A 26,196-nucleotide genomic window follows, 5' to 3' on the forward strand; every position below is an offset into this window, starting at 1 on the left:
ACACCGCATGCAGTGCGTGCGATGCCGTCATTTGCTCCACTGGCTTGTGGCGGCAGTGATACTGGCGCTGGCGCCATTGCCGGATGCCAACGCGGACGTGCTACCGGAAACGTATCTGGCTCGGTCCCTGGCCGCGCACAAATTCGTCATGCTGGGGGAGAAGCACGACAATCCGGAGCATCACCGGATCCAGGCGCGCCTCCTCGCGGGATTGGTCGCGGCGGGCCGGCGCCCGGCCGTGGTCTGGGAAATGATCGTACGCGACAAGCAGCCTGCCATCGACGCATTCGCCGCCACGGGTGAGACCGATCCGGACCGTTTCGCGGAGATTGTCGATTGGGCCGGCTCCGGTTGGCCGGACTGGACTTACTACCGTCCGATCGCGGAGGTTGCGCTTGCGGCGGGGTTGCCGATGGTGGCGGGCAATATCGGACGCGACGCGGTGCGGACGATCGCCCGAAGCCCGGAGAATGTAACTCCCGAACTGCGCACCCGGCTTAAGCTGGATGAGCCGCTGCCGGAGAATGTGGAGCAGGCCATCGGCGACGAGGTCTATCGCGGTCATTGCGAACTCGTGCCGCGAGAGCATCTGGCACCGATGGTCCGGGTACAGATCGCGCGGGACGCCAGCCTCGCCGAAGCGATGGTGCGGGCGAGCGGGAGCGCGGATGGTGCCGTTCTGATCGCCGGCGGTCAGCATGTACGTAAGGATATCGGTACCGGGTACCATCTGCGGCGTCGTTTCGGCGTCGATGACGTGGCCGCGATTGCCTTGCTGGAGAGAAGCGGAACAGAGGTCGCGGAGCCGGATCTCTCCCTTTCCCGTAGCTTCGACTTCGTCTGGATGACTGACAAAGCTCATCCGGAAAAAAACTATTGTGCCGAACTGGAAGCGCGTTTCTCAAAGCACAAGTAAAAACCGCGCCGTCGGCACGTCGACGACGCGGTTCGGCGTTCAGACGTTTCGGTCTACTTGGCGGTCTCGGCTTTCAGATACGCGATGATGTTGTCGATATCGCCCTGCTTCTTCAGGCCGGCGAAGGCCATCTTGGTGCCTTTGACGTATTTCTTCGGCGCTTTCAGATACTCGGTGATGGTCTCTTCGTTCCAGACGAGACCTTCTTCGCCTTTGGTCTTCATCGCCTTGGAGTATTTGAATTTCTCGACCGTGCCGGCGGTCCGCCCAAAGAGACCGACCAGATGCGGGCCGACGCGGTTCTTTTCCTTGTCCACAACGTGGCAGGCCTTGCACTTTTTGAAGACCTTCTCGCCTTTCCCGGCGTCTCCCGCAGCCAGTGCGGGGCTCGCGACCAGGGCCAGAACGGCAGCGGCGTAAGCGACTTTGCGCAACATTTCTCTCTCCAATTCAGGTCGACGAAGCGACTGCGTTGTGAATTTAGGGCGCCGGGGTGACCCTGCCCAGTCGTCGAACTGTCGCACCGTTGATCGATGCTGACCGGGCGCAGCGTTACGCATTCAACGCGCCGGGTAAAGGTCCGCGTGCCTTAGAGCGCGCGCTCCAGCATGGTCATGTGATTGTCGAAGGCGAGGCCGGGGAAACGCTGGTCCGGTCCCTCCGCTACGGCACCGTCCGTTCCTGCCAAGCGTGTCAGCAGTCGGCCGAAGCCGGTCGAGAAGCGGAAGCCGCCGGGATGGCCTTCCGGTGCGATCCCGGCGCTGTCGCGCACCTGGTTCAGCTCGATCAGCTTGCCGTCCGGCAGAGACCAGATTGCAATCCGGTCGCCGCGCGGGAAGGTGCTGGCGCCGAATCGCCCGGAGGCATCGATGGCAACGTCCGCACAATAGCCCCGCAGTTGCGGTGTCAGGGTCTGCTCCGCATCGAAAAGGGTGCAGGTGCCGTCCGCGCCAATATAGCCGACCAGCGGCGGTGCGTCCGTCGTCGCCCCCTGATATTGCATGCCGAAGATAACGCTGCCGTCGGGACCGGAATCGAGGTGACGGATGCTGTTTTTGTGCAGTTCGGCCGGCAGTTCGATCTGGCGGAGGAAGGATCCGTCGCGCATGTCGAGAAAGGTCAGGTTCGGCCGCATGTCGGCGATGTTGAGCTTGGCGCGGCCGCTGTCCGGATGGGTGAGGATGCCGCCATTGGCGATCGCCATTGCGCCGCCGTGCGGCAGCAGCGTGAGGTCGTGCGGCCCGATGCCGTGGCTGTCCCATTCCCCGACGCGCCGGTAGCCGTCCCGGCAATCCCAGATCCCGATGACTCCGCGCGCATTGTCGTAGTCGTTCTCTGTGGTGAACAGCAGGGCGCCGTCCGGGGAGAAGCCAGCATGGCCGTAGAAATGCCGCCCGGCGGGCGCATTGACCATGTCGCTCAATGTTCCGGTTCCAAGATCGACGACCAGCATGAAGCGGCCTGGGCGGCGCGCCATATGGACCGCGGTGTTCCCGTCTGGAGATATCGTCGTCGCATGCCCGCGGCCCGGAAGCGGGATCTCGAAAGGCGTGGCGCCGGCCTCGGTGCAGCCGACCAGAACGAAGCTGCCATTCTCCTTGCGGGCGGCGGAGATCAACAAGCGGTCGTCTCCGCTGCCTGCGGTCAGCGGGCGCGGGAGCAGGGCGGCGGCGCCGGAGAGGGTAAGGCCGGTGAGGAAGTTGCGGCGTGAAATCATAGGATCAATCTCCGTCCCTGCTGTTGAAACCGGGAGAGATGTCTAGGGAAACGGCGAGGTCTGTGCGGATCATGCCGGCGAGTTCCTTCAGTTCGGCACGGATGGTCTCCAGTTTCCGGCGTGCTGCCGCGTCCTCATAGGCCCGGTAGAGCGGCATGCCGATGGCGGCGATATCGCCGGAGACTTGGCTGAACAGGGTAGCGATGCGATCCGCGAGCTTGGCGTTTCCCGCCATGCGCAGGGCGGTGTCGAAGCCGCCGTTCAGGTAAAGGTCCGCGATGCCTTCGACGGAAGTGGCCATGATCTCCAGGGAGAGGCCGCTGCGCCAGGCTTCGGCCAATTTCGGCCGGGCCGTCTCGACGCTAGAGCCGATCGGCCGCCCGATACGCAGGTCCCGGCTGGCCTCCACCTCGGCCAGAAGGCTTTGCAGCAGGTCGATAGAGACCTGACCGATCTCCGTATCGGGATCGCTGCCGGCTCCGCTGAGGTATTGGGCATAGCCGTCGGTCGGGTTCCATTCGACCGCAATATTCCGGGCCATATCGGCGAGGTTTCGGGCAATGACCGTTGTCAGCGAGCAGCGGAACGTGCCTTTCTCGGTCGCATAGCTCTCATGACCCTCCGCGAGCAGGCGCTCCAATGCGGGCAGTCCCTGGATGGCGACGCTCGTCCCTGAGAAACGGTCCGCAGAGAGAGCCGTCTCGTCTGCGGCCGACAGGGTGCGTGAGAGCTGTTTGCCGATCTTGTTTCGGGTGTCGGGCCAGAACTGGATCCGATAAGCGCGATCGAGATAGGTCACCGGACCGAACTGGATATGCCGGATTCCCGCCCAGGCGATCCAGTAATCCCGGAAGGCCCGGTCGAGCGTTGAGAACGCGGCGGCATTCTTGACCGCACAATAGGTGTCCGCGGCTGCGGTCAGCGCCTCTCCGGTTTCGGCGAGACGCTCATAGCGCGGCAGGATATGGCGCGTGACGCTCGCCTGAGCGATGGCTCCATGCGTCGCTTCGCTGTCCTGCGCCGACGCCGTGCCGGACCCCGCCATCGCCATGGCAAGCACTGCCGTCGCTCGGAAAACGAGCTGTCTCATTCTTGTCTCCTCAGAGGGAATTCAGGAAGCGGAGAAGATTCTCCCGCTCCGCGGCTGAGAGGGCGATGACGCGGTTCCGGGCCGCCTCGGCCTCGCCGCCATGCCAGAGAACTGCTTCGAGCAGATTGCGGGCGCGGCCGTCATGGAGGAAATAGGTGTGACCGTTCACCGTGCGCGTCAGGCCGATGCCCCAGAGCGGTGGTGTCCGCCATTCGCGTCCGTCCGCGATCCCGTCCGGCCGGTTGTCGGCAAGACCGTCGCCCATATCGTGCAGCAGCATGTCCGTATAGGGCCATATGAGCTGGAAGGACTGTTCCGGGCGTAGCGGATCGCGCGGCGTCACGAATTTCGGCCGGTGGCAACCGGTGCAACCAGCCTCGTAGAAGACCTTTTTGCCGGCAAGCACTTCCGGGGCTCCCACATCGCGCCGTGCCGGCACCGAGAGGTTGCGGCTGTAGAAGGTGACGAGATCCAGCAGGTGGTCGTTGACCTCTACGTCGCCGTCGGCAGGGTCTCCGCCATGTGGGGCGCCGAGGCAGACTGTCTGTGCCTCCGTACAGTCGCCGCCATTGGCGGGGTGCAGCGTCGAGGAGATCCCGATATCGCCCGCGAAAGCGCCGGAGACCTGGTCCTTCAGGGTCGGCTCGTTGGCTTTCCAGCCGAACCGGCCGAGCATGATTTCGCGGGAGAGGGCGCTCATTACCCGGTTCGCGCGGCCCGATATGCCGTCGCTGTCCTCATCGTCCGGATCGGCCCAACTCAGGATGTCGGCCTCACCGAGCGCTTCCAGCATGCCGAGCCCGATCATCGGCGAGGCGATCCGCGGCGAGATCATCAGACCTTCGGGAAAATCGCCGTAATTCGGGTCCTTCAGCGCGTAGACCGGCTTTCGCAGCTCGACCGTCGTGCCGTCAGCAAGGGCAATGGTTTCCAACGCGTAGCTGATCTCGATCCGCGCTTCGGCCTCCTGACCGGGGATCGCGAATGTCTGCAACTGCCCGCCATAGACCGGGGCCGGCAGCGAATGAGCCGCACCGCTTTCGAGCAATGCCCGTTCCTCGCCGGTTTCGGGCGGGACGCTCAGCCGGATCAGCAGGGCGACGGAATCCGCGTGCTCGCCATCCGGTGGGGCGCCGCGGCCGTCCTTCAGGTGGCAGCGCTGGCAGGAGCGTGCATTGTAGAGCGGGCCGAGCCCGTCGGAGGATTTCGTGCTGGCGGGCGAGCTCACCCACATCTTCTTGAAGATACCGTCGCCGAGTTCGAAATAGAGGCGCCGATCGAAGGCCATGTTTGCGGAGGGGTGGGAGAAGACGTCGCCGTTGACCCTTTTCCTGTGGGTCGCGGCGCCACCCTGCATGGTCTCGTACTTCTCGGCCTTGGAGAAATCCGCCGTCGGTTTCGTGACCCTGGCGATTCGCGCGGCCTCGCTCTCGGCGCGGCCTTCCGGGGCGGCTCCGAAAGCGAAAACGACTGCGGTCAGCAGCAAAAGCACTTTGTTCAGCATGACTTCGTTCTATCGCAAGAACAGGGGGACGTGCCATCCCGTCGAGCGGGACCTTTTAACGCAGCCCTACATACTCACCAAAGAAAAGCGGGGGCGGCAAAAGCCGCCCCCGAGTGGGAGAGATATGCTGGTGTCGCACCCGTTTACTGAAAAACAGCACCCGGGTTGTCGAGACTGTCGGAACCTTCGAACTCGAGGGCAGACAGACCGAGCGCTGCGACGACACGCTCGATCGACTCGGTTTGCGCGGTGAGGGCGTCGACGGCGGCTTGAACGATCTCGTTCCCGCGCGCGTTTCCTTCCGCGAGCATCTGGTCGTAACTCTGTCCATTTCCGGCTTCGTCGGAGAGGACGGTCATTTTGTTCATGGTGATGTCGAGGGCGGCGCGAAGCTCTTCGTCGGCCGCGCTGTCCTTCGCGGCAACCAGGGCAGAGAGGCTCTCGCCTTTCACCATCGTGCCGTTGGTCCGCTTGTACTCGCCGAGATAGACATTCCGGATGCCCAGTGCGTCATTGTAGTGCGAGCGGTGGGTGTTATCGCTGAAGCAATCGTGTTCTTCCTCGGGATCGTGAAGCATGAGGCCAAGCTTCATCCGTTCGCCGGCAAGCTCGCCATAGGACAGGCTGCCCATACCGGTGAGGATGGTGGCGATACCCTTGTCGGCATCGCCTTCGAGAAGGCCGGTGCGCGCGGCGCCGCCTTCGGTCCACTGGGCCGTCATCCACTCAAGTTCGTCGACCAGCATGCCGGTTGCGACGGTGAGGTAGGCGGCGCGACGCGCGCAGTTCCCGTTGGTGCAGTTCGCGGTGTCGAAATCGCTGGCCTTGCGGTCGCCGGCGCCCGGCCCGGTGCCGTTCAGATCCTGACCCCAGAGCAGGAACTCGATCGCGTGGTAGCCGGTGGACACATTGGCTTCGATCTCGTCGATTTCGTGCAGGGATTCGACGAGCGCCCGATCGATCTTGCTGGCGTCGATCGTCTTGCCGCCGATATTCACGGACGGATTAGCGACCACGTTGGCCGTATAATAGGGGTTGGCGTCTGACTCGGAGCCGTAGACATCCGCCTTCACATAGTCGATCAGACCTTCGTCCAGCGGCCAGGCATTCACCTTGCCCTCCCAGTCGTCGACGATGGCATTGCCGAAACGATAGGCCTCAGTCTGCTGGTAGGGCTCGCGCGCGGCGATCCAGGCAGTGCGCGCCACGGCCAGATTGGCTTCGGTCGGCGCTGCGATCAGCGTGGAAACGGCGCTCTGGAGGGACTTGGCGCCAGCCAGGGAATCGCCATAGCCGGCAGCGGCAATGTCCGCGTACGTCGCGAGAACCGCCTTCTTGGCGCCGCTATCGTTTGCGTCGGCCGGAAAGGCCGTCAGCGCGCCTGCTATGGAGATGGCTGCGATCGCCATGTTCACAAAAACCTTCTTGCTCATATCTCTCTTCTCGGTTCGATGTTGCTCGGTCGTTTCAGCGCCGATCACGTTGTCGATGAGAGGGACATTATTGAAAGTCATTCTCAATTGCAATAGACAATAAGCGACTAAATTGGTCTTATTTAAAATTGCGAAAATTCAATGAGTTATGTAGAAATTTACTGTTTTTGGCGGCTATCTGGCGGAATAAATACCCGGGATGGATTCAAGGATCAGCGATGCGTATGTGTCAGATTCCTGCATCAGCTGATCGATCTCGAGGTCGTCGAGTTTGATCTTTACCCGGACGCCATTCGCATTCTGGGAGACCAAGTCGCAGGGAATTCTGCTGTGGGTACCCTCGAGGACGAGGTAGATCCGGGAATTTTCGATCACGGGGAGTTCCCCGACCAGGAGCATGCCCGTCAAGGAGATGTTCCGGACCGTTACGGGCCAGGTTTCGCCAGCACCCTGTGTCGGCGATAGCTCGCCGCTGAGGGACGTCGGTCTTCTGGCGAAATCACGACGTTCCACGGGAGGCGGCATTCTTGATTTTCGATCGTTCGCGCTCATGGGCGGACCTCAATCGACTATTCCCATGCAATTTTCAATCTTAGCATGTTCCCAGATCGTGTTCATCTGGGTCGAATCCGTGAAAATTGCGCCTTCGATCTTGGCGCGGCTGAAATTCGTCTGGCTCAATACGGCGCCATTGAACATGACCGGGATCGTTTTGCCGGTCCGCTGATGCTGCGCGTTAAAGATCTCCGCCACCTCCAGGCGCGCGCCGAGAAACTTGGTCTCCTCGAGATTGGCGTTTGTGAACATGGTGCCGCGCAGGGCCGCACCGATGAAGCTGGCCCGGGTGAGGTTTGCACCGGAGAAATTGGCAAGCATGAGTTCGGACTGATCGAAGGTCGCGCCGGTCAGGTTTGCGCCGGCGAATGTCGCACCTCGAAGATCACAGCCGGTCAGTTCGATCTCACGCAGGTCCATACCGCTGAAATCCGCACGCTCCCCGATCTCACCGTTCGAGACGATCCATTTGCTGTGGAGGCCGATCATCTCGGCAACTTCGGCCGGCAGGTCCTCGCAGTTTTCCAGCGTGATCGCGCCATCGAGGTTCGTGTTGTGCAATTTCGCCGTCGACAGGTCGACATTGCGCAGATTCGCGCCGGACAAGTCGCAATTCGAGAGGTTGGTGCCGTTGACGGAGGCGCCCGCCAGAATGACGCCGCGGAGCTTGGAGCCGGCAAGGTCGGCCCCGTCGAGCGTTGCACCCGCCAGATTGACGGCGTGCATGTCGTCGTCGGTGAACATCGTGCCGATGGCCCGGACATTCGTCAGGTTCGCGTCCTGAAGATCGGCGCCGCGCAAATCGACGTCGTTCATGTTGGCGCCGTCGAGATTGGTGCTGACTGCTCCACCGCTATTCCCAGCCCAACGAACTATCTGCCCCGGACGCATGTCCACATCGAGAAGCGACGCGCCGGTCAGGTCCGCCATGATGAAATTGGCGCCACGCAGGTCTGCCTTGGAGAAGATCGCACCTTTCAGGTCGGCCCAGGCGAAGTTCGAGCCATAGAGATCCGAGTTGCTGAAATCGGTCCGTCCGCAGGACGTCTCGGTGAAATCAGCGCAAGGGAGAACGGCCTGGGTCAGCGACATGTAATCGAAGCGGCATTTCGAAACTTCGAAATTGTCGTCGTTCAGTCTGAGCCCCCCTGGACGTCCCGCTATGTAAGCATGGTGCGATTTGATCGCGGCCATGATGTCTTCGGGAATAGGCCTGTGCTCGGAGATATCGAATGCCACGGTCATTTAACATCCAAAGCGCTCGGAAGCGCAGAGACGCGACTCTTTTGGATCGGATTCGGGTGACGGCGCTGAATCCGTTCGTGTACGCGGGGGCGGTGCTGTTCTCGCCGGGCGAAAGACGAGACATTATCGAAGTTTTCGTCTGACATAGTATCGCTTAGACTAGGGGTTATTCCTTTACACTTGGTGAACAGAGATGCAGGACCCGTTGAGACAGCCGCTGCCCGTCGGACGACGGGACGACCTGCGCATGTCTCTCAACCAGCTTCTTTTCGGGATGTCGCAGTTCGGCTCCAGTGCGGTCGTGGCATGGCGGCCGTCGCGCAAGGGGCTTGAGATCATCTTGCTGCCGAAAACCCGCCTGTTCCAGCTGGAGGAACCGGAAGAGCGGGTTTTCGAAGGCCCCCGTCACTGCACTGACGAGGAGTTTCGGCGGATCTACGAGTTTCTGGGCGTCCAGCCGACGGAGATCCGGCTGGATTTCCCGATCGGCGGTGGCGCGAACGGTCTTGCGCACGAAGATGTTGAATCCGTCATGTCCCGTTACTCGATCGGTTTCGCACGCTTCCGTACGGTTTTTCTGATCGATGTCGTCGGTTTTTCCAAATATTCCCCGGAAGAGCAGGCCAATCATCTCTCGACGCTGAAGTTCAGCCTGTCTCTGGCGGAGGCGACGCTGCACCAGAAGGGGCTGCCCGTGGAAATGGGGCGCTCGACGACAGGAGACGGGTACTACGTCTGGAACCTGCAGACCGGGATCGAGGAGGATATCAGCCTGTTCGTGCTGATGTCTCTATTTTCCTTGTATTACAAGAGCTTGCAGAGGGAGATGTCGGATAAGATGCCGCTGCCGGAACTGCGCATGGCGATCAGCGGCGGCAGCCACTACGTATTCTACGAGCCGAGTCCGAAATATGTAGCTCGGCACGAATATATTGTCGGGGATGTCACCATCAATGTCGCCCGGCTGATCGGCAAAGCCCGGACCGATCAGATACTTGTCGGCGATTGTTCCAATACGACGGAGGGCTCTGACGTCTGGACCGCCCATCGCTACGTCATGGCGGCAAACAAGGTCCTTGACGGCTTCCGTACCCTGAAGGTGTTCGGGGACGAAGTTGAGGAAATCCGGTTCTACCTGACCGGCCCCAAGGACGAGGCGCGTTTCCGCAATCAGAAGATCAAAATCGTGGACAAGCACGGTTTCGAACACATTTGCTACAATGCAAAGGTCAACACGCACATGAAGAGTGCGACCTCGATCTTCGCTGGTCTGCAGCATCAGGATTTGCGGAGTTCGATGAAGGGCTGAGCCGGCGCTCGCCTTACTTCATAATGTTGTCTGTATCGACGCCGTCGAACTTCACGTTGTTGAGGTTCGCGGCTGTCATGTCCGTCTTGCGCACCTTTCCTGTCCGCTTCCCGTCGGCGCCGAAGATGGGCATTGCGCCGACATGTGCGTTGGACATGTCAGCGCCGCTGAGGAAGGCCCCCTTTAGGTTCGTGCCGAACATCAGAGCGCCGGACAGCGTGGCATTCATCAGATTGCATTTTTCCAGATCGGCCAGAACCAGGTTGGCAAAAGACAGATCGGCGTCGCTCAGGTCGCAGGAATATAGCGAGACGCCGGTCAGGTTCTGGCGCCGGAGCTTGAGTTTGCGGAGCGACATAGATTTGATGATCGCCCGCGAGCCGCGCTCACCGTTCGATTGCAGCCACTCGAAATGCTGCGCCAGCGCGATCCGGAGCTCCTGCGGGAGCGATTTGAAATCGCCCGTCGTGTTCAGATCGATGCTGAGTTTGACGTTGTTGATTTCGTCGAACGCATTCGAATCTGTCTCGGCCCTGGCGAGGGCATCCTCGCTCACCATGCTGTTGGCGAGCCGCGCGCCTTTCAGGATCGTGCGTTCGAGCTTGGCATCCGTCAGCCTAGTATCCGAAAGATCGGCATCTTCCAGATTGGCTCCGGTGAGGTCGACGCCGGAGAGGTCGGAGCCGAAAAGCTCGGCGCCCTTGAGGTTGGCGTCCCGCAGGCTTGCGCCGCTGAGATCGACATTGGAGAACTTGGCACGCTGGCCGCGCGCGAAATCCATCAGGCAGGCGCTGAGGTCGCTCTGTTCCATGCCGATGGTCTCGTCAGGCGACTCGCCGAGAACGAGTCCCCCGCGAAAATCCGCGTCCTCAAGATCGGCATGGGAAAGATCTGCATTCTTCAGATTCACGCCGCGCATGATCGTGCGCTTCAGCTTGGCGTGTTTCAGGTTCGCACCTTGGAGTTTCGCCCCGAAAAGGTCCGACTCGCTGAGGTCGGCGCCTTCCATCTGCGCGTTCTGAAGTCCTGTGCCTACGAGCACGGCACGCGGCAGAAGAGCGTTCTTGAGATTAATTCCGGCAAGATCCAGGCGCGACAAATCGCACTGCTTGCCGCCGGGTTTGCGCTGCAGCCACTTTTTGTGTTCGGCGAGGAAGGTGCCCATGAACTTTTGGGCATCTTCTTCCAAGAGATGCTGGTCGATCGACCTTGACACCATAGGTTCCCCCAAACCCATCTGCTAACCCAGTCTCATCTGTAACAGAGCAAGCGGCATGGTGGTCTTCCGCGAAATTTATATCAGATCGGGTATGATAATGAACCAGATACCGGGAATCGGTTGGTGGGATTCGTCACGAAAAAGTGCATTTCTAGTAGCCTCCGGGCGTGTATGAACCCTGCATTGTGAGAAAAATCAACCCGATTTGCCGTTCGCGCGTGGGAGAGGGCTTAAATGAATATCAAGATGATCAGCGAGAAATATGGAGTAGATGGGCAGATTCAGCCTTCCGATATGAAAGCAGTTGCGGAAGCAGGCTTTAAGCTCGTGATTAATAATCGGCCCGATGGCGAAGAGCCGGGGCAACCTCCGGAAAGTGACCTCAGGGCAGCGGCGGAGGCGGCGGGGTTGTCGTACCAATTTATTCCGATGACGCTCCCGACCCTGACCCCGGACGTGGTCTTGCAGCAGCATGGCGCGATCGAGTCCGTCGAAGGCGAGGTTTTCGCATTCTGCCGGAGCGGGACCCGGTCGACGATTCTCTGGGCGCTGTCGCAGGTTTGCTGCAATGGAAACTCCGTCGCGGCGGTATCGGCGGCCGCGGGAGAGCAAGGTTACGACCTGTCTGGTGTCGAGCCTTTGCTTGAAGGCTATCGTGAGGCGATGAAAGCCTGAATAACTCTTCAACGTGGAAAACATTCGTCGGCCTGAACCTGTAATGGTTCGCGGGGAAATCTGCTGCACCGATAAGATTAGTTCCGCGAATGTTTTTCTATTCGAAAACAATTTGAATAAATTTAAAATCGAATGATAGAACCGTCCCTGGACCGGGGGGCATTTCATTGTCGTCCAATTTGCACCGCGTTTGGGGCGTGATGCGTTGCGGGAAATTACCGAAACTGAGTTCGGGAACGGCACTCTAGGCCGGGCCTTCGACTATTGGAATGGGATCAGGGGGCAATCGGCATGGCCGATGCGCCGCGATCTCGACCCTATGGATATTGGACCGGCCTTGTTGCCACACAGCATGCTGGTCGATGTCGACCCCGTGGCGCGCAATGTGCGCCACAGGGTCGTGGGGACGAGTTTCAGCGACCATTTCGGGCGCGAGCTTACAGGCACGACACTGACCGAAATTCTCAGCGGCAGTTACCTCGATTTCATTACAGAGCTGTTCATGACCTCGTTCGAGCGCGGGGCACCGATCTTCTCCGAGAGCCGGTTCAGGTGGGATGAAGGGCGCCTGCTGCGGACCTGGCGGCTTATGATGCCGCTTTCCAGGGACGGAAAGAGCCCGGACATGTCTTTCGTCGTGCAGGTCTTCGACCAGACTCCACCCCCGCCGTTGCCGAAGGTGAAGCTCTTCGAGCGCGGTGCCTGGAACGATATCTCGGAACGATTTTCAGTATTCGCCGTTGATGCCGCGGTGCTTTAGGCACTACTCAATAACTCCGTTGTTACGCCGGTATGTTGACCGCTTCCGGCACCTCAGTTCGGACGGGCGAAATGGGACATTCCTACGACCTTGCAATTGTCGGTGGCGGCATTTGCGGACTTGCCAGTGCGCTGGCGGCGTCGAAGCGCGGCAAGAAGGTGGTTGTGATCGACCGGGACGCCCAGTCGAACGGTGCCTCCGTACGGAATTTCGGCTTTGTGACCGTTACCGGGCAGAAAGCCGGCGAGACTTGGCTGCGGGCGGCGAGATCGGCCGAAATCTGGCGAGATATTGCTCCGAAGGCGGGAATTCCTGTTCATCACGAGGGTCTTTTGGTGACCGCGCAGCGGCCGGAAGCGGTCGATGTGCTGGAAGAATTCGCCGGTACCGAGATGGGGCGGGACTGCCGTCTGCTGACGGCGGCAGAGGCGGCGGCGAAAGCGCCTGTGCTCGCGTCCGGCAATCTCCGTGCGGGTATGTGGAGTCCTCACGAGGCCCGCGTCGAGCCGCGTCAGGCTCTGCCGCGGCTCGCGCAATATCTGGTGTCGGAACACCAAGTCGATATCCGCTGGTCGACGGCGGTCGTCGGGGTCGAAGACGGTCGCGTAGAGACGACTGCGGGCCGGATAGAAGCCGGGGCGGTAATCGTTTGTCCTGGCCCGGACCTTTCGACCCTGTTCCCGGAGCGGCTCGCGGCATATGACCTGCGTCTCTGCAAATTGCAGATGCTGCGGCTCGGACCGCAACCGCCGGAATGGAAACTGCCGGGTGCCATCATGTCGGACCTCAGTCTGGTGCGGTACGAGGGCTATACCGGTCTTGCCTCGTCGGCGGCCTTGCGCGCGCGTCTCGATGTGGAGCAGCCGCAATGGCTGGCACACGGGATCCATCTTATTGTGGTGCAAGGCGCGGACGGCTCCCTGGTCGTCGGCGACTCGCATCACTATGCCGCAACGCCCGATCCCTTCGCGCCCGCAGTGGTCGAGGACCTGATCCTCGAGGAGGCTGGTCGGGTCCTCGCTATTGAGAACAGCAAGGTCATCGAGCGTTGGATCGGAATCTATCCATCCGCGGCGGATCGGACCGCGTTCATCGACAATCCGTCCGAGGGCGTGCGTATCCTCGTCGTGTCCAGCGGCACCGGCATGAGCACCGCCTTCGCGCTTGGAGAGGAGACCATCGCCTCGCTTTATGGCGCGGCCTAACCTGAAAGGAATTCCAGATGTCCGCGGAAGAGCTGGGCGTGAAAGCTGTCATCTTCGATTGGGCCGGTACGATCATCGATCATGGCAGCCGCGCACCGATGGGCGTGTTCCAACGCGCTTTCGCCGCTTTTGATGTCGAGATCACGATCGACGAGGCGCGGGCGCCAATGGGGCTGCCGAAATGGGATCATATCAAGGCCGTCGGTACCCAGGAGCGGATTGCGCAAGTCTGGGCGACCACCCACGGCGCGCCGTTTTCGGACGCGGACGTCGATCGGATCTACGAGGTCTTCGTACCGATGAACGTAGATGTCATTCCGGACTTCGCGGATATGATTCCCGGTGCGCTCGATACTGTCGCCGCGTTGCGCGGGCGTGGCCTCAAGATCGGCTCCACCACCGGATATAACCGGGAGATCATGGAAAAGCTGGTGCCGATCGCAAAGGACCTCGGCTACGCGCCGGACAATCTGGTCTGCGCAGGCGATCTCGCGCACGGTCGTCCGACGCCGCTCATGATGTATAAATGCTTTCTCGATCTCGATGTCTGGCCGGCCGCGGCCTGTATCAAGGTCGACGATACCGAGCCGGGGATCGCGGAAGGCAATGCCGCCGGATGCTGGACGGTTGGCGTGACGGTCTCAGGCAATGCTTTCGGGCTTTCCCGAGAGGAAACGGAAGCATTGGGCGAAGCGGATTTCCTGGAGCGCAAGAAGAAGGCCGAGCAGACGCTCCGGAGCGCCAACCCGCATTACTTGATCGACAGCGTGGCCGCGCTTCTCGACGTCGTCGACGATATCGGGACGCGTCTTGCCAAGGGTGAGCGCCCCTAGTGCACGGCTTTCCTGCCAAAAAGGCAACACGGTCACTAAATGTAAAGAGAATCGTGCAATTCTGACTTTGGCGCGGTGCCGCTGCTTGCTATGGCTGATCGGTACCGTTCTGTTGGCACTCTAGGCTCCGTTAGATTGACCCCATGATTACTCCGCTCAGGCGCCTCATGCGTTACCGGCTCGTCATTCCGATCCTGCGCGGGAAGGATTTGCCGGACTATACGGCACGGGGCGTCGGTATCGGCGTGGCGGTCTCCCTCACTCCTCTTGTCGGAGTGCAGATGCCGATCGTCGCGGGCATCTGGTCGCTCGTGCGTCTGCTGCGTCCGAACTGGACCTTCAGCCTTGTGGTCGCCCTTGCCTGGACTTGGGTCACCAACGTCTTCACGGTGCCGATCGTCTATTACGTCTTCCTGCAGACCGGGAACCTGATGTTGGGCCGCTGGGACAATCTCAGCGCATTCGAGCATTTCGCAGATCGACTCGACCAGATCCTCGGGCAGGACGTCACCGGTATCATGGCGGTGTGGGTTTATTTCGCTGCCATGCTGGACGAATGGGGTTTGCCGTTGTTCGTCGGCTGTCTTCCGTGGATGATCGGAGGAGGCTGGCTCAGCTACCGCTGGAGCCATGTTTACATTGAGCGCTTTAAGGCTGCACGGCGGGAACGTCAGGCTCGGAAGGCCGCTCGAAAACAGGCAGCGCTGAATACCGGGCCTGCGACGGCCGATAACGGGCGCTGACTGTTTTCGAAGCAGGCGGAAGGAAAGCGGATGTCCGGATACAGGCTTGAGAGCAGTCCTAATACAGTCCATTGGGGCTTTTTCGATGCCGGTCTAGAGCCGGTGTTGAAGGTCGCCTCCGGGGACGAGGTCACGATCGCGACCATTTCAGGCGATAAGCCGGCTCTTCCGGGGCCCGGCTATACGGTGCTGCCGGAACATCGCGAGGTCATCGAGACCATGCGGCCGGGGCTTCCGGGTCACATCTTGACGGGGCCTGTCCATGTCGAAGGGGCGAAGCCCGGGCATGTACTGCAGGTCGATATCCTCGATGTCAAACCGCGCCAGGACTGGGGCTTCAATTACAGCGCGCCGCTGAAAGGCGCGCTGCCGGACGATTTCGACGAGGTCACCCATACCATCATCGCCATCGATGCCGAGCGGAATGTCGGCCGCTTGCCCTGGGGACTGGAACTGCCGCTTGCGCCGTTCTTTGGGGTTATGGGCGTCGCCCCGCCGCCGGCCTGGGGGCGCGTCAGCACGATCCAGCCGCGGGCCAATGGGGGCAATCTCGACAACAAGGAACTGGTTGCCGGGACGACGCTCTTCCTGCCGGTTTTTGTCGAAGGAGCTCTATTCTCCGCCGGAGACGGGCATGGGGCGCAGGGCGACGGAGAGGTCTGTGTCACCGCGATCGAAATGGCGCTCGAAGGACGTTTTCGGCTCACCGTGCGGGAGGATATGAGCCTTCCGCTGCCGCGCGCCGAGACGGCGGACCATTTCATCACAATGGCGTTCAACGAGGATCTGGACGAGGCCGGGCGCGAGGCCCTGCGGCAGATGCTGGACCTGATCACCGAGCGGACCAACCGCAGCCGTCCCGAGGCGTATATGCTCTGCAGCCTTGCGGCGGACCTCCGGGTGACCCAGATGGTGAATGGAAACAAGGGCATCCATGTGATGCTGGCGAAGCATCTGCTGGATGCCGGGTAACGCGGCGGGAGATCCCGATGAGATATCCGTTTCGCAATCTGAGTACCGCAGTTCTGTGCGCCGCGCTTCTGGTCGGCGGCGCCGGGACGGTGAGCCCCGCTTCCGCGGAACGTGTCTCGCCGGACCGGACGAACGCGCGGCACATGTCGCGGGCCCCCGAAAAGCCGGACTGGCGGATGAAGAGGGTCACGTTCAAGAAGAGCACGATCTACGAGAACGCGGCGAAACGCGGTCTGCTGATGGTCGAGAGCGGTCCCTTGAGACAGGTCGCCGAATACGACAAACGTGCGACCGACGCTTGCCGGGACGGGCGTTTCAACCGCTTCGGCGGCGGGTTCGTGCGGATCGGCGGACGGACCTATCGTGCGGCACGGTCCCGCGATATCCGGCGGCCGCGCAATTTCGAAGTCCAGCCCGGCGTCTATATTTTCTCCCGTGAAGGCTCGACCCGCTGCACCGTTCATCGGGCCGAGCGCGAATAGACGACGGATGAAGCTTCCCTACTTCTTTTTCGGCACGCTGATGGATCAGGACGTGCTGGAGCGGGTGCTCGGTCGCGCGCCCGGACCGCTCTCAACGGCGGCTGTGTTGCATGGATATTCGCGGGTGCGTGTCGACCGCGAGCCCTATCCGGCGCTCGTCACAGCGCCCGGACACCGGGTGGCTGGGCTGCTGCTGCGCGACTATTCCGCCGAGGACGATCGCAGGATCCGCTATTTCGAGGATTTCGACTTCGCCATCGAGCAAACGGAGGTGGAAACCGAGGCGGGAAGCGAGACGGCACATTTTTGCGGCGCGGTCAGCAACATCACGCCGATGGACGAACCCTGGTCGTACGAAGAGTGGGTCCGGACGGACAAGGAGCGCTTTCTCAGGGTGACCGACATCTACATGAAGGGCTATGGCACGCTCGATGCCGAGGCGGCGGACCGGCTCTGGCTGGATACGGTCGCCGAGCTGTTCGGAGACTGAGCGGGCCGCGTCAGTCGAAATGTTCGTGCGGCAGGTAGCCGAGTCCGAAGCGTTCCCGCCAGGCGAGGAAAAGCCGCGCAGTGTCTACCGCATCGCTCTCCGCCCGATGCGCGGTGCCGGCGCGCTCTAGTTTCATCACCTCAAGCGCTTCGTCGAGTGAGATCCGCCGTCCGCCGGCGAGCACGTATTCCTGCACCTGGCAGAGATCCAGATAGGCGTGCGAGGCGGGATCGACGGCATCCTTGGCCCGCACCTCGGCATCGAAGAGCACATTGTCCGAGCCCCAACCGATCCAGAGCTTAGAACTCGATCCGTAGGTTTTACGCAGCCTGTGGCAAGCGTCCTGAAAGCGGATGCCATTGGCTGCGATCATCTCCTCGGTAATTCCTGTGAATGCGGCGCAGAACGGGGAAATCCGGGACGCGACCGGTTTGGTCAGTATGGAGGCGGTGCGCACGATCTCGTCGCGCTTCAGGTCGATTTCGGCGAGGCCGATCTCGATGATCTCAGGGCGTTCGCCCTCCGGCGGAGGACCGTCCCAGCAGGTCAGTTCGAGATCCACGGCCAGGAGACGGTCGTGCCGCAGATTCTTGTGCATGGCGTTGCGCTTCCGTTCGATCCGCGCGACGGGCCGCTGGATGTGAGGCTGACCGAAATGCAAAGCCCCACCGCGCGTCTGCGTCAGGTGGGGCATAGCATTTTTATGTCTGTTGCATAAGACAGACTATCGAGCCTCAGGCTCTCGGATATTCATATGTCTGCGGACTTATGACGGCCCGGGCCGTCTCGCTGCCGTTGCGTCCCTTCTTCAGAGACGCGTTTCCTGCATCGGTGGTTCCATCGCGATTAACGACCTCCCTGAGTGGGTTTCGCCTTGTCCGGATGGGACAAGAAAAGCGTGACTCCGAATCGCCGGAAGGTCAATCGGAGCGGGTGGAATCGCGGCGCATGGCACGTCCGCCCGCTTTGCGCGCCATGCATGCCGATGCTACCAATTCAACATAATCAACGATCTGAAGAACCGGGGGAGCGAAGCGATGGAACTGGGTCTCAAAGGCAAGCGGGTTCTGATCACGGGGGCGTCGAAAGGCATCGGCCTCGGTTGCGCGAAAGCTTTCGCCGCCGAAGGCTGTGCGCTCGACCTTGTCGCCCGCGACCGGGAGCGGCTGGAACAGGCGCGCGACGTGCTGAGCGGCGCCGGAGCGGACTGTGCGATCCATTCGCTCGACCTCTCGGCCTCGGGGGCCGTTGAACGGCTCTGCGAGGCCGTCGAGGTGCCGGACATCGTCGTGAACAATGCGGGCGCAATCCCCGGGGGCGACCTGCAGGCGGTGGTCGAGGCGACCTGGCGTGAGGCTTGGGACCTCAAGGTCTTCGGTTATATCAACATGGCGCGGGCCTTCTACCCGGTGATGAAGGCGAACGGTGGCGGCGTGATTTTCAACGTGATCGGCCTCGCCGGTGTGAAGCTCGACCCGAAATACATTGCGGGCACGGCAGGCAATGCCTCGCTCAACGCCTTCACCAAGGCGATGGGATCGAACGCGCTCGCCGACGGGATGCGGGTGCTCGGGGTCAATCCGGGGCTGGTGGAGACCGACCGGCTGGTTACGCTGCTGAAGACGAAGGCGAAAGACGAAAAGGGCGACGAGGACCGCTGGCAGGACTTTCTCGCCGGTCAGCCGCTTGGCCGGGCGGCGACGGTAGACGAGATTGCCGACGTGGTGACCTTCCTCTGTTCTCCGCGGGCCGGATGGGCGACCGGAATCGTGGTCGACCTCGACGGCGGCCAGACCTACCGCTGAGCCAGGCCTACCGATGAGGACGGGGCCGCAGAGCTTTTGGGCATAAAAAAACGGCCTCCGGAGAGGCCGTTTTCTCTTTCAGGAACGCCTGTCTCAGACGCCGGCCCGGTAGAGCCGGTCGTGGAACAGCGGGCTGTCCTTCATCTGGTGCAGCGTCTTCGCAGCGGCGAGGATCGCCAGATCCGCCAGCGGCTCGACGATGATAACCATCATGTAAGCGCCGCCGAACAGGCCCACCTGGCTAAGTGTCTCGGCGCCGAAGCCCTGGCCGTAGAAGGCCCAGAAACCGACCCAGGCGACCACGCCGCCCTGATAGGCGGTCGAGAGCGCGAGCGCCTGACCGTAGCCGACATCCTTGTAGGCGGTCTTCGCCGGGATGATCTTCTGCGCGACCAGATAGACCGCCATCAGCGGCACCAGCAGCGTGGTGATGTTCATGCCGTATTGCGGCAGGTCGAACGGCGCGAACAGCACGCCCTGGATCAGCAGGCCGAGGGCGAGGCCGATCGCCGCCGGCGCGAGACCGAACATGAGGAAGAGGGTGGAGCCGAGGATGAAATGCACCTCGGAAACGCCAACCGGATAGTGCGGGAGGACCTGGAAGAAACAGAAGACGAGCGCGGTCGTGATCGCGCTGCGCAGGACAAGCTGCGTCAGGCCGTCGTTCTTGATCGTGTTCCAGGACAGCTTGGCGAGGCCGCCGAGGCAGCCGGCCGCGGTGCCATAGCTGAGCAGAATTTTCGCGCCGTTCACGACACCGGGTTCGATATGCATAAATCGCTTCCTTTCCCGCACCCTCCGTGCGGTAGAGCGCCGGGCGGGCGCCCGGCCGGGTTGGACATGGACATGGGCAGGTTTCCTGACTTGCGTTCCCTGCCGTCTTTCCGCCTTCCCGGCCGGGGCCAGTGGCATTGTGGAAACGGCTCACGCTCACAGTTGCGGGGGCAGTCACGGCCCGGGCCCCTCTTGGGTCGTCCCTTCCGTGTTCCCTCTTAAGTCCCCGCAGGCTTGGCCCGCGATGGAACCCATATCGTCCGACAGACTCCGGGATATCGCTCGGCGGATCAACTGCTTTTTGAAGAGGCTAGCGTCGCGTGTTGCCGGAAGTATCCCGCATCTACCCAGGGCCGCGTTTTTCTTCTTATTGGAAAATGTAAGGTTGTTTCGGCGTGTCCCCCCTGCGCACACTTCGGGACTCAAGAAAACGGACGGATTGCCCGTCATAGGGAGAGAGACGATGGCCGCGGATCAATCGACCGAGCTTGAAGGTTTCATGGAGCGGGTCAAAGCCCGAAATCCCGGAGAGCCGGAGTTTCTCCAGGCCGTGCAGGAAGTCGCGGCGGACATCATGCCGTTCGTCGAGGCCAATCCAAAGTATCGCGACGCGAAAATCCTGGAGCGGCTGACCGAGCCGGACCGGATCGTCAGTTTCCGTGTGTGCTGGCAGGACGACAAGGGCGACGTCCAGGTCAACAGGGGGTTCCGGATCCAGGCGAACAACGCCATCGGACCTTATAAGGGGGGGCTGCGCTTTCATCCGTCCGTTACCCAGTCGGTGCTGAAGTTCCTCGCCTTCGAGCAGATCTTCAAGAATTCGCTGACCGGTTTGCCGATGGGCGGCGGCAAGGGCGGGGCCGATTTCGATCCGAAAGGCAAGTCGGCGGCGGAGGTCATGCGTTTCTGTCAGTCCTTCATGACGGAGCTCTACCGACATGTGGGCCACGACACGGATGTACCGGCGGGCGATATCGGCGTCGGCGGGCGCGAGATCGGCTACATGTTCGGCCAGTACAAGCGCATCACGAACAACTTCACCGGCGTGCTGACCGGCAAGGGCCTGGAATATGGCGGCAGCGAGATGCGCCCGGAGGCCACAGGCTATGGCGCGGTCTATTTCATGGAGGACATGCTCCATACCAAAGGCGAGCAGATCGAGGGCAAGACCGCGGTGATCTCGGGCTCCGGCAATGTCGCCACCCATGCCGCCGAGAAGGTGAACCATCGCGGCGGCAAGGTGCTGACCCTCTCCGACTCGGCCGGTTTCATTTACGATCCGGACGGGATCGATCTGGAGAAGATCGAGTGGGTGAAGGAATTGAAAAACGTCCGCCGCGGCCGGATTTCCGAATATGCCGAACATTTCCCCGGGGCGGAATATCACCAGGGCAAGCGTCCCTGGGGTGTGGCGGCGGACCTGGCGCTCCCTTGTGCGACGCAGAACGAGATCGATCTCGAGGATGCGAAGACCCTGCTGGCGAACGGCTGCAAGGCGGTGGCGGAAGGCGCCAACATGCCGACCAGCCTCGACGGTGTGCATGCCTTCCTCGAGGCGGGCGTCCTGTTCGGTCCGGCAAAGGCCGCGAATGCCGGCGGCGTCGCGATGTCCGGCCTTGAGATGAGCCAGAACTCCGCCCGCCGCGCGCTTTCCAGCGAGGAACTGCGCGATCTGCTGCGCTCGATCATGGACGGTATCCACAAGCGCTGCTACGAGGCCGGCCTGCAGGGCGACGGCTTCTGCAATTACGTGAAAGGCGCGAACATCGCCGGTTTCAAGAAGGTCGGAGACGCGATGCTGGCCTTTGGGGTGGTGTAGCTTGAGCCTTTAGAAGCGATGTTGCGGTGAGGCGCGTGTACTGCAGCGATGCGCCGGGCCTTGATTTCGCAACCCTGTCTTTGTGCAAAAATCAGGACAGGTATCGACCAATCGCTCAGACCTTCAGCTTGAACCCCTCGTGGCTGGCCGTGAATCCGAGGCTCTCGTAAAACCGGATCGCGTCGTTTCGGCTCTTGTCGGAAGTGAGCTGGATGATCCTGCAGCCGCGTTCCTTGCAGGTCGCGATGGCCCAGTCCAGCATCTGCCGGCCGATGCCGCCGCCGCGTGCCTTCGAGGAGATCCGGACCGACTCGATCTGGCCGCGCCAGAGACCCTGATGGGAGAGGCCGGGCAGGAAGCTGAGCTGCAGGGTGCCGATCACCGCGCCGTCCATTTCGACAACGGCGAGATACTGGTTCGCATCCTTCGAGATTGCCGAGAATGCCTGCCGGTAGCACTCCGCGACGGGAACGCTGATGTCCTCTCGCTGGCGGCCCAGTTCGTCGTCGGCGAGCATTTCGATAATGGTGGGCAGGTCTGATTCGATGGCGCGGCGGAAGTTGAGAGAAGGCACGGGATGGCTCGCTAGGTAAGGGTCGGCGGATCCTCTCTATAGCCCGGCGTCACTTGGTGCGCGAGACGTAAACCCCGTCCCAGTCATCGGGCGGCGGGTTTTCCTTCGCTTCGGCGATGCGCAGATCGTAAAGGCCGTAGAATTCGTCCAGCTTTTCCCCGAGTTCGGCCGCAAGCCTCCGGGCGGATGCCGCATATTCCGCTGCATCGTCCCAGCACTTTTCCCGGTAGGCCGCGATCATCGCGGCGTTATCTCCGGTCAGGCTCCGGAAAGTCGGGTTTGCCGCTTTCTCCCGGTCGCCGAGAACGGTGAAGATCCGTATCGGAACCGTCTTGCCTTTCACCGTGATCAGGTCGAGTTCGAGCACCGCATAGTCAGGTACCTCGTCTTTGGTGCTCTCGCTGATCACGATCTCGACGCCGTAGGTCTTGCACTGGCCTTCGAGGCGGGATGCGAGGTTCACCGTGTCGCCGAGGGCGGAATAGTCGAAGCGCTGGTCCGAGCCGACATTGCCGACGCAGGCCTCGCCGCTATTGAGGCCGATGCCGATGCCGAGCTCGATATCCGGCTGCTTCTTCGCCGCCGCTTCCAGCTTCAGCTCCGAGTTCAGCAGGACCAGCCGCTCGCGCATGGCTAACGCGGAGTCGACCCCGAGCCGACCGTGCTCCGGAACGTCCAGCGGAGCGTTCCAGAAGGCCATGATGCAGTCGCCCATATATTTGTCGATGGTGCCTTCCCGGCTCATGATGATGTTGGTCATCGGTGTCAGGAAGCAGTTGATCAGGTGCGTCAGTTCCTCGGCGTTCAGCCGTTCCGAGATCGTCGTGAAGCCGCGGATGTCGCAGAACAGCAGGGTCAGCGGCCGGATCTCGCCGCCGAGCCGAAGCTGGCCCGGATCCTCGGCCAGCCGTTCGATCAGGGCGGGCGCCATATACTGGCCGAAAGCAGTGCGGATTTGCTTGCGCTCCCGCTCGGTCGAGACGAAGCGCAGGAACGATGCGCTGGTATAGACCGCGATTCCCATGATGCCCGGATAGATCGGGTCGAGCAGCAGATTCTGGTCGGTATAGGCGTACCAGCTCGCGGCGACTCCCCCGCCGACGATCCCCAGACTGAAGATGGTCGCCGGCAGGGTCGCGATCTGCGGCAGGGCGAACAGCAGGACGATCAGAAGCCCGAGAAAGAGCAGCAGCAGCACTTCAAGGCCGTCGGCCCAGTCGGGGCGGTGCAGGAAATCGCCGTAGAACGCCTGCTCGAGGATTTGGGCATGGACCGTGACGCCGGCCGCGTTGGGGTCGAGCGGCGTGGTCTGTTGGTCCTTGAGCCCGACGGCGCTGGTCCCGATGAGCGCGATCGCGCCTTCGAGCCGCGGGAGAGGTTGCTCGGCAGCCATCACCTGCCAGGCCGGGAGGGAGCGCGCGGCGACCGGACCGCTGTCATGCAGCAGGACCCTCCCGCCCTTGTCCGTCGGGAGCACCAGTTCGCCGACCTTGATCTCGACGATCCCGGTCGCCTCTCCGAACGCCTCCTCGCCGCTGGCGCCGGAAGATTTCACCACGAAGGTCGAGGCGCCCTGGGCGACGCGGAGGATCTCCGCCGTGAGCGACGGATAGAGTTTGCCTTTATGGGCGACAAGCATCGGTACCCGGCGCACGACTCCGTCGCTGTCCGTGATCGCGTTCAGACTGCCGATGCCGGTCGCAGCCTCGTCGATCGGTTTCAGATTGGCGACGGCGCCTTCGAAATCGGTCAGGAACTGGATCGGATCGTCCCCGGCCATGGCGAAGCCGGCGCGGCTCGGCGGGGCAGACCCTGTATCCTGCTGGGTCAGGATGAAACCCGCGACCGTCGCCGCCGGAATCGCGGCCATGGTTTCGGCGAAATGGAGATCGTGGTCGAGCGCGCCGCTCTCCCGTATCAGGTTCCAGACCTGGCCGGTCGCGTCCCGGCTCGCGAGATCGCCGAGCAGCCGCGACGGGGATGTCCGGTCAGGTTCGGAAAACACGACGTCGTATGCGATCAGCGCGGCGCCGTGGTCGCTGAGCCGCTGGACCAGTTCCGCGACCTCGATGCGCGGCCAGGGCCACTGGCCATGGCGTTTCAGTGTCTCCTCGTCGATATCGATGACCACCACGGGCGCGTCCTGATAGGGACGTGGTGCCAAGCGCTGGTAATTGTCGAAGATGCGGAGCCGGAATTCCTCCAGCAGGATCGGGTCGGCGATGCGGAAACCGACGGCCGACAGCAGGATCAGGAGCGGAAAGATCAGCTGAAGTTTCTTGCCGCCCAGAATTTTCATGCCCGCTCGCTGCTCCAGCTCCTACCACGACCTATTTTGTCATGGATGTAGGGGCTAGGATACTGATTCAGGCTGATTTTGCGAGCCCAGGCGATTGCGGGGGGCGACGTCGCGGCGTAGAGTCCGGCGAGTCTTTCTTGAGAGACGCGATGATCGAATATGGCGGATTGCGGGACCTGCTGCGCGAGCGCGGCCACGAAGTGCCGGACGGAGAACCCGGAGGGGACGCGTTGCGGGACCGTCCCGACCGTGCGCTGGTTTCCGCGGGTCTCGTCGGCGAGGCCGAGATGGCGGAGGCTCTCGCGGCCTATCTCGGTGTCCCGTTTGCCGGCACGGAACGTTTCCCGGCGGCACCTCTCGAAGCGGGCGGAGCCACGCTCTCCTTTCTCCGCCAATCCCGGATTCTCCCGGTGGAGGAGAGAGCGGATCTTTTGATCCTCGCGGTGGCCGATCCTCTCGACCGCAGTGCGCTTCAGGCGATGGAGCTGCTCGTCGGCAAGGAGATCAGGCTCGAAGTCGCGAGCCCTTCCGATCTCGACCGCGCGTTCGACCGGCTTTACGGACAGGGTGCCGATACCGCGCTGGCGCAACAGGGAGAGAAAGCGGCGGCGACGGGTGAGGACGGACCGGCGGTCCGGCTGCTCGAAGATCTGGTGCGTACCGCGATCTCGAACCGAGCCTCCGACCTGCATCTGGAACCTTCCGGCGCCGGGCTCCGGTTACGTTACCGGATCGATGGCCGGCTGATGGAACTCGGCGCCCGCCCGCCCGCTTATCTGACGGATATGCTGGTCGGGCGCATCAAGGTGCTATCCGGTCTCAACATCGCCGAGAAGCGCCTGCCGCAGGATGGCCGCGCCAGCATGTCGGTGGCGGGGCGGAAGATCGATATCCGGGTCTCGACGGCGCCGACCCTGAATGGGGAGAGTGTCGTGCTCCGCCTGCTCGATCCCGAGCGCGGTCCGACCGATATAGAGAGGCTCGGTCTCGCACCGCCGGTCGCCGAGGCCCTGACCGCCGTGCTCGCCGCACCGCACGGGATGGTGCTGGCGACCGGTCCGACCGGCAGCGGCAAGACCACCACGCTCTATGCCGCGCTCCGGCGGCTCAATCTCGCCGAGCGCAAGATCGTGACGCTGGAAGACCCGATCGAATACCGGCTCGACGGGGTAAACCAGATCCAGGTCAATCCGCGCATCGGGCTCGGTTTCGCCAATCTACTCCGCTCCGTGCTGCGGCACGATCCCGACGTCATCATGGTCGGCGAGATCCGCGACGAGGAGACTGCGCGCCTTGCGGTGCAGGCGGCTCTGACCGGGCACCTTGTGCTCTCCACCCTGCATACCAACGACGCGCCCGGTGCGGCCGCGCGGCTGATGGATATGGGGATCGAGCCTTATCTGCTGAGTGCGTCCCTGCGCGCGGTGCTGGCGCAGCGCCTTGTTCGGCGGCTCTGCCCAGAATGCGGCGGCAAGGAGCGAGTGGAAGAGGTTGCCGCAACCCGGCTCGGCCTGCCTTCCGGCAGCGAAATCGGCAAGGCGGTCGGCTGCCCGCGTTGCCATCAGACCGGGTATCGGGGGCGACTGGTTCTGTCGGAAATCATGCCTATGGACGAGCTTCTCGAGGCTGCCATCGCCGGGCGGGCTGACGCATCCCGTCTGCGCTCGGTCCTGGATAAGGATCTCTCCATGCTGGCCGACGCACGTCGCCGTTTGCTTGCCGGAGAGACAACGGCGGGCGAGGTGCTGGCCGTGCTCGGCGGCGCCCGGGCCTGAGA

Annotated in this window: 25 protein-coding genes and 1 riboswitch; of the genes, 13 read left to right on the forward strand and 12 right to left on the reverse strand. The window is 62.2% G+C overall.

The annotated features are described in order from the left end of the window. The first annotated feature begins 7 nt into the window (after positions 1–7). On the forward strand, positions 8–916 hold the full coding sequence (locus tag NUH88_RS14395) for a ChaN family lipoprotein (protein ID WP_257767103.1): 909 nt from the start codon (positions 8–10) through the stop codon (positions 914–916). A gap of 53 nt (positions 917–969) precedes the next feature. Here the strand turns inward: NUH88_RS14395 and NUH88_RS14400 are convergent, their stop codons facing one another. The 7 genes from NUH88_RS14400 to NUH88_RS14430 all read right to left on the reverse strand — a co-directional run bounded on the left by NUH88_RS14400 (position 970) and on the right by NUH88_RS14430 (position 8,460). Then, positions 970–1,353, reverse strand: coding sequence for a c-type cytochrome (locus NUH88_RS14400; RefSeq protein ID WP_257767104.1), 384 nt, complete (start codon positions 1,351–1,353; stop codon positions 970–972). Between the two features lie 152 nt (positions 1,354–1,505). Then, positions 1,506–2,633 carry a DUF1513 domain-containing protein gene (locus NUH88_RS14405; RefSeq protein ID WP_257767105.1) on the reverse strand — a complete coding sequence of 376 codons (1,128 nt, stop codon included), beginning with the start codon at positions 2,631–2,633 and terminating at the stop codon, positions 1,506–1,508. A 4-nt stretch (positions 2,634–2,637) separates the two neighbouring features. Beyond that, a complete protein-coding gene (locus NUH88_RS14410) occupies positions 2,638–3,723 on the reverse strand; it encodes an imelysin family protein (RefSeq protein WP_257767106.1) in 1,086 nt (361 codons plus the stop codon). A 10-nt stretch (positions 3,724–3,733) separates the two neighbouring features. After that, positions 3,734–5,227, reverse strand: a complete 1,494-nt coding sequence (locus NUH88_RS14415) for a di-heme oxidoreductase family protein (RefSeq protein WP_257767107.1) — start codon at positions 5,225–5,227, stop codon at positions 3,734–3,736. Between the two features lie 143 nt (positions 5,228–5,370). Beyond that, positions 5,371–6,660, reverse strand: a complete 1,290-nt coding sequence (locus NUH88_RS14420; protein WP_257767108.1) for an imelysin family protein — start codon at positions 6,658–6,660, stop codon at positions 5,371–5,373. A 174-nt stretch (positions 6,661–6,834) separates the two neighbouring features. After that, the gene (locus tag NUH88_RS14425) at positions 6,835–7,212 is read right to left on the reverse strand and encodes a PilZ domain-containing protein (RefSeq protein ID WP_308220066.1); all 378 of its coding nucleotides are present in this window, start codon (positions 7,210–7,212) and stop codon (positions 6,835–6,837) included. 9 nt (positions 7,213–7,221) lie between these two features. Further along, complete coding sequence (locus NUH88_RS14430; protein WP_257767109.1) at positions 7,222–8,460, reverse strand: pentapeptide repeat-containing protein; 1,239 nt, start codon at positions 8,458–8,460, stop codon at positions 7,222–7,224. A 247-nt stretch (positions 8,461–8,707) separates the two neighbouring features. Between NUH88_RS14430 and NUH88_RS14435 the strand changes: the two genes are divergently transcribed. Then, the gene (locus tag NUH88_RS14435) at positions 8,708–9,769 is read left to right on the forward strand and encodes a nucleotidyl cyclase domain-containing protein (RefSeq protein WP_257767110.1); all 1,062 of its coding nucleotides are present in this window, start codon (positions 8,708–8,710) and stop codon (positions 9,767–9,769) included. 13 nt (positions 9,770–9,782) lie between these two features. On the opposite strand, the gene NUH88_RS14440 is transcribed toward NUH88_RS14435, so the two are convergent. Beyond that, positions 9,783–10,988: a pentapeptide repeat-containing protein gene (locus NUH88_RS14440; RefSeq protein ID WP_257767111.1), complete on the reverse strand. Its 1,206-nt coding sequence runs from the start codon at positions 10,986–10,988 to the stop codon at positions 9,783–9,785. Between the two features lie 234 nt (positions 10,989–11,222). Between NUH88_RS14440 and NUH88_RS14445 the strand changes: the two genes are divergently transcribed. From NUH88_RS14445 to NUH88_RS14480, 8 genes are all read left to right on the forward strand, one after another. Next, positions 11,223–11,663, forward strand: a complete 441-nt coding sequence (locus tag NUH88_RS14445) for a protein tyrosine phosphatase family protein (RefSeq protein ID WP_257767112.1) — start codon at positions 11,223–11,225, stop codon at positions 11,661–11,663. A 205-nt stretch (positions 11,664–11,868) separates the two neighbouring features. After that, positions 11,869–12,423 (forward strand): PAS domain-containing protein, encoded by a 555-nt coding sequence (locus tag NUH88_RS14450; RefSeq protein WP_257767113.1) that lies wholly within the window; start codon positions 11,869–11,871, stop codon positions 12,421–12,423. 71 nt (positions 12,424–12,494) lie between these two features. Next, positions 12,495–13,628, forward strand: a complete 1,134-nt coding sequence (locus NUH88_RS14455; RefSeq protein ID WP_257767114.1) for a TIGR03364 family FAD-dependent oxidoreductase — start codon at positions 12,495–12,497, stop codon at positions 13,626–13,628. Between the two features lie 17 nt (positions 13,629–13,645). Then, entirely contained in the window at positions 13,646–14,461 is an 816-nt protein-coding gene (gene phnX / locus NUH88_RS14460; RefSeq protein ID WP_257767115.1) for a phosphonoacetaldehyde hydrolase, read from the forward strand. A gap of 143 nt (positions 14,462–14,604) precedes the next feature. Further along, on the forward strand, positions 14,605–15,204 hold the full coding sequence (locus NUH88_RS14465) for a DUF2062 domain-containing protein (protein ID WP_257767116.1): 600 nt from the start codon (positions 14,605–14,607) through the stop codon (positions 15,202–15,204). Between the two features lie 30 nt (positions 15,205–15,234). Then, positions 15,235–16,176: an acetamidase/formamidase family protein gene (locus tag NUH88_RS14470; protein WP_257767117.1), complete on the forward strand. Its 942-nt coding sequence runs from the start codon at positions 15,235–15,237 to the stop codon at positions 16,174–16,176. A 17-nt stretch (positions 16,177–16,193) separates the two neighbouring features. Beyond that, positions 16,194–16,658, forward strand: a complete 465-nt coding sequence (locus NUH88_RS14475; RefSeq protein WP_257767118.1) for a DUF8265 family protein — start codon at positions 16,194–16,196, stop codon at positions 16,656–16,658. 7 nt (positions 16,659–16,665) lie between these two features. Beyond that, complete coding sequence (locus NUH88_RS14480) at positions 16,666–17,148, forward strand: gamma-glutamylcyclotransferase family protein (RefSeq protein WP_257767119.1); 483 nt, start codon at positions 16,666–16,668, stop codon at positions 17,146–17,148. 10 nt (positions 17,149–17,158) lie between these two features. Here NUH88_RS14480 and NUH88_RS14485 read toward each other — a convergent pair whose 3' ends face one another. Continuing rightward, positions 17,159–17,746, reverse strand: a complete 588-nt coding sequence (locus NUH88_RS14485) for a 3'-5' exonuclease (RefSeq protein ID WP_257767120.1) — start codon at positions 17,744–17,746, stop codon at positions 17,159–17,161. 439 nt (positions 17,747–18,185) lie between these two features. On the opposite strand from NUH88_RS14485, the gene NUH88_RS14490 reads away from it, so the two are divergent. Further along, positions 18,186–18,953, forward strand: coding sequence for a short-chain dehydrogenase/reductase (locus tag NUH88_RS14490; RefSeq protein WP_257767121.1), 768 nt, complete (start codon positions 18,186–18,188; stop codon positions 18,951–18,953). A gap of 93 nt (positions 18,954–19,046) precedes the next feature. Here NUH88_RS14490 and NUH88_RS14495 read toward each other — a convergent pair whose 3' ends face one another. Continuing rightward, the gene (locus NUH88_RS14495; RefSeq protein WP_257767122.1) at positions 19,047–19,727 is read right to left on the reverse strand and encodes an energy-coupling factor ABC transporter permease; all 681 of its coding nucleotides are present in this window, start codon (positions 19,725–19,727) and stop codon (positions 19,047–19,049) included. Between the two features lie 58 nt (positions 19,728–19,785). Next, positions 19,786–19,997, reverse strand: a riboswitch (cobalamin riboswitch). Between the two features lie 193 nt (positions 19,998–20,190). Between NUH88_RS14495 and gdhA the strand changes: the two genes are divergently transcribed. Further along, on the forward strand, positions 20,191–21,546 hold the full coding sequence (gene gdhA / locus NUH88_RS14500) for an NADP-specific glutamate dehydrogenase (RefSeq protein ID WP_257767123.1): 1,356 nt from the start codon (positions 20,191–20,193) through the stop codon (positions 21,544–21,546). Positions 21,547–21,661: 115 nt separating this feature from the next. Here gdhA and NUH88_RS14505 read toward each other — a convergent pair whose 3' ends face one another. Both NUH88_RS14505 and NUH88_RS14510 read right to left on the reverse strand, forming a co-directional pair. Next, positions 21,662–22,120 carry a GNAT family N-acetyltransferase gene (locus NUH88_RS14505; protein ID WP_257767124.1) on the reverse strand — a complete coding sequence of 153 codons (459 nt, stop codon included), beginning with the start codon at positions 22,118–22,120 and terminating at the stop codon, positions 21,662–21,664. 49 nt (positions 22,121–22,169) lie between these two features. Further along, positions 22,170–24,419, reverse strand: coding sequence for a CHASE2 domain-containing protein (locus NUH88_RS14510; protein WP_257767125.1), 2,250 nt, complete (start codon positions 24,417–24,419; stop codon positions 22,170–22,172). A gap of 137 nt (positions 24,420–24,556) precedes the next feature. Here NUH88_RS14510 and NUH88_RS14515 point away from each other — a divergent pair, with 137 nt between their 5' ends. Further along, on the forward strand, positions 24,557–26,194 hold the full coding sequence (locus NUH88_RS14515) for a GspE/PulE family protein (protein ID WP_257767126.1): 1,638 nt from the start codon (positions 24,557–24,559) through the stop codon (positions 26,192–26,194). The last annotated feature ends 2 nt before the right edge of the window (positions 26,195–26,196 follow it).

It is taken from the genome of Nisaea acidiphila (assembly GCF_024662015.1).
In the GTDB taxonomy this organism is placed as follows: domain Bacteria; phylum Pseudomonadota; class Alphaproteobacteria; order Thalassobaculales; family Thalassobaculaceae; genus Nisaea; species Nisaea acidiphila.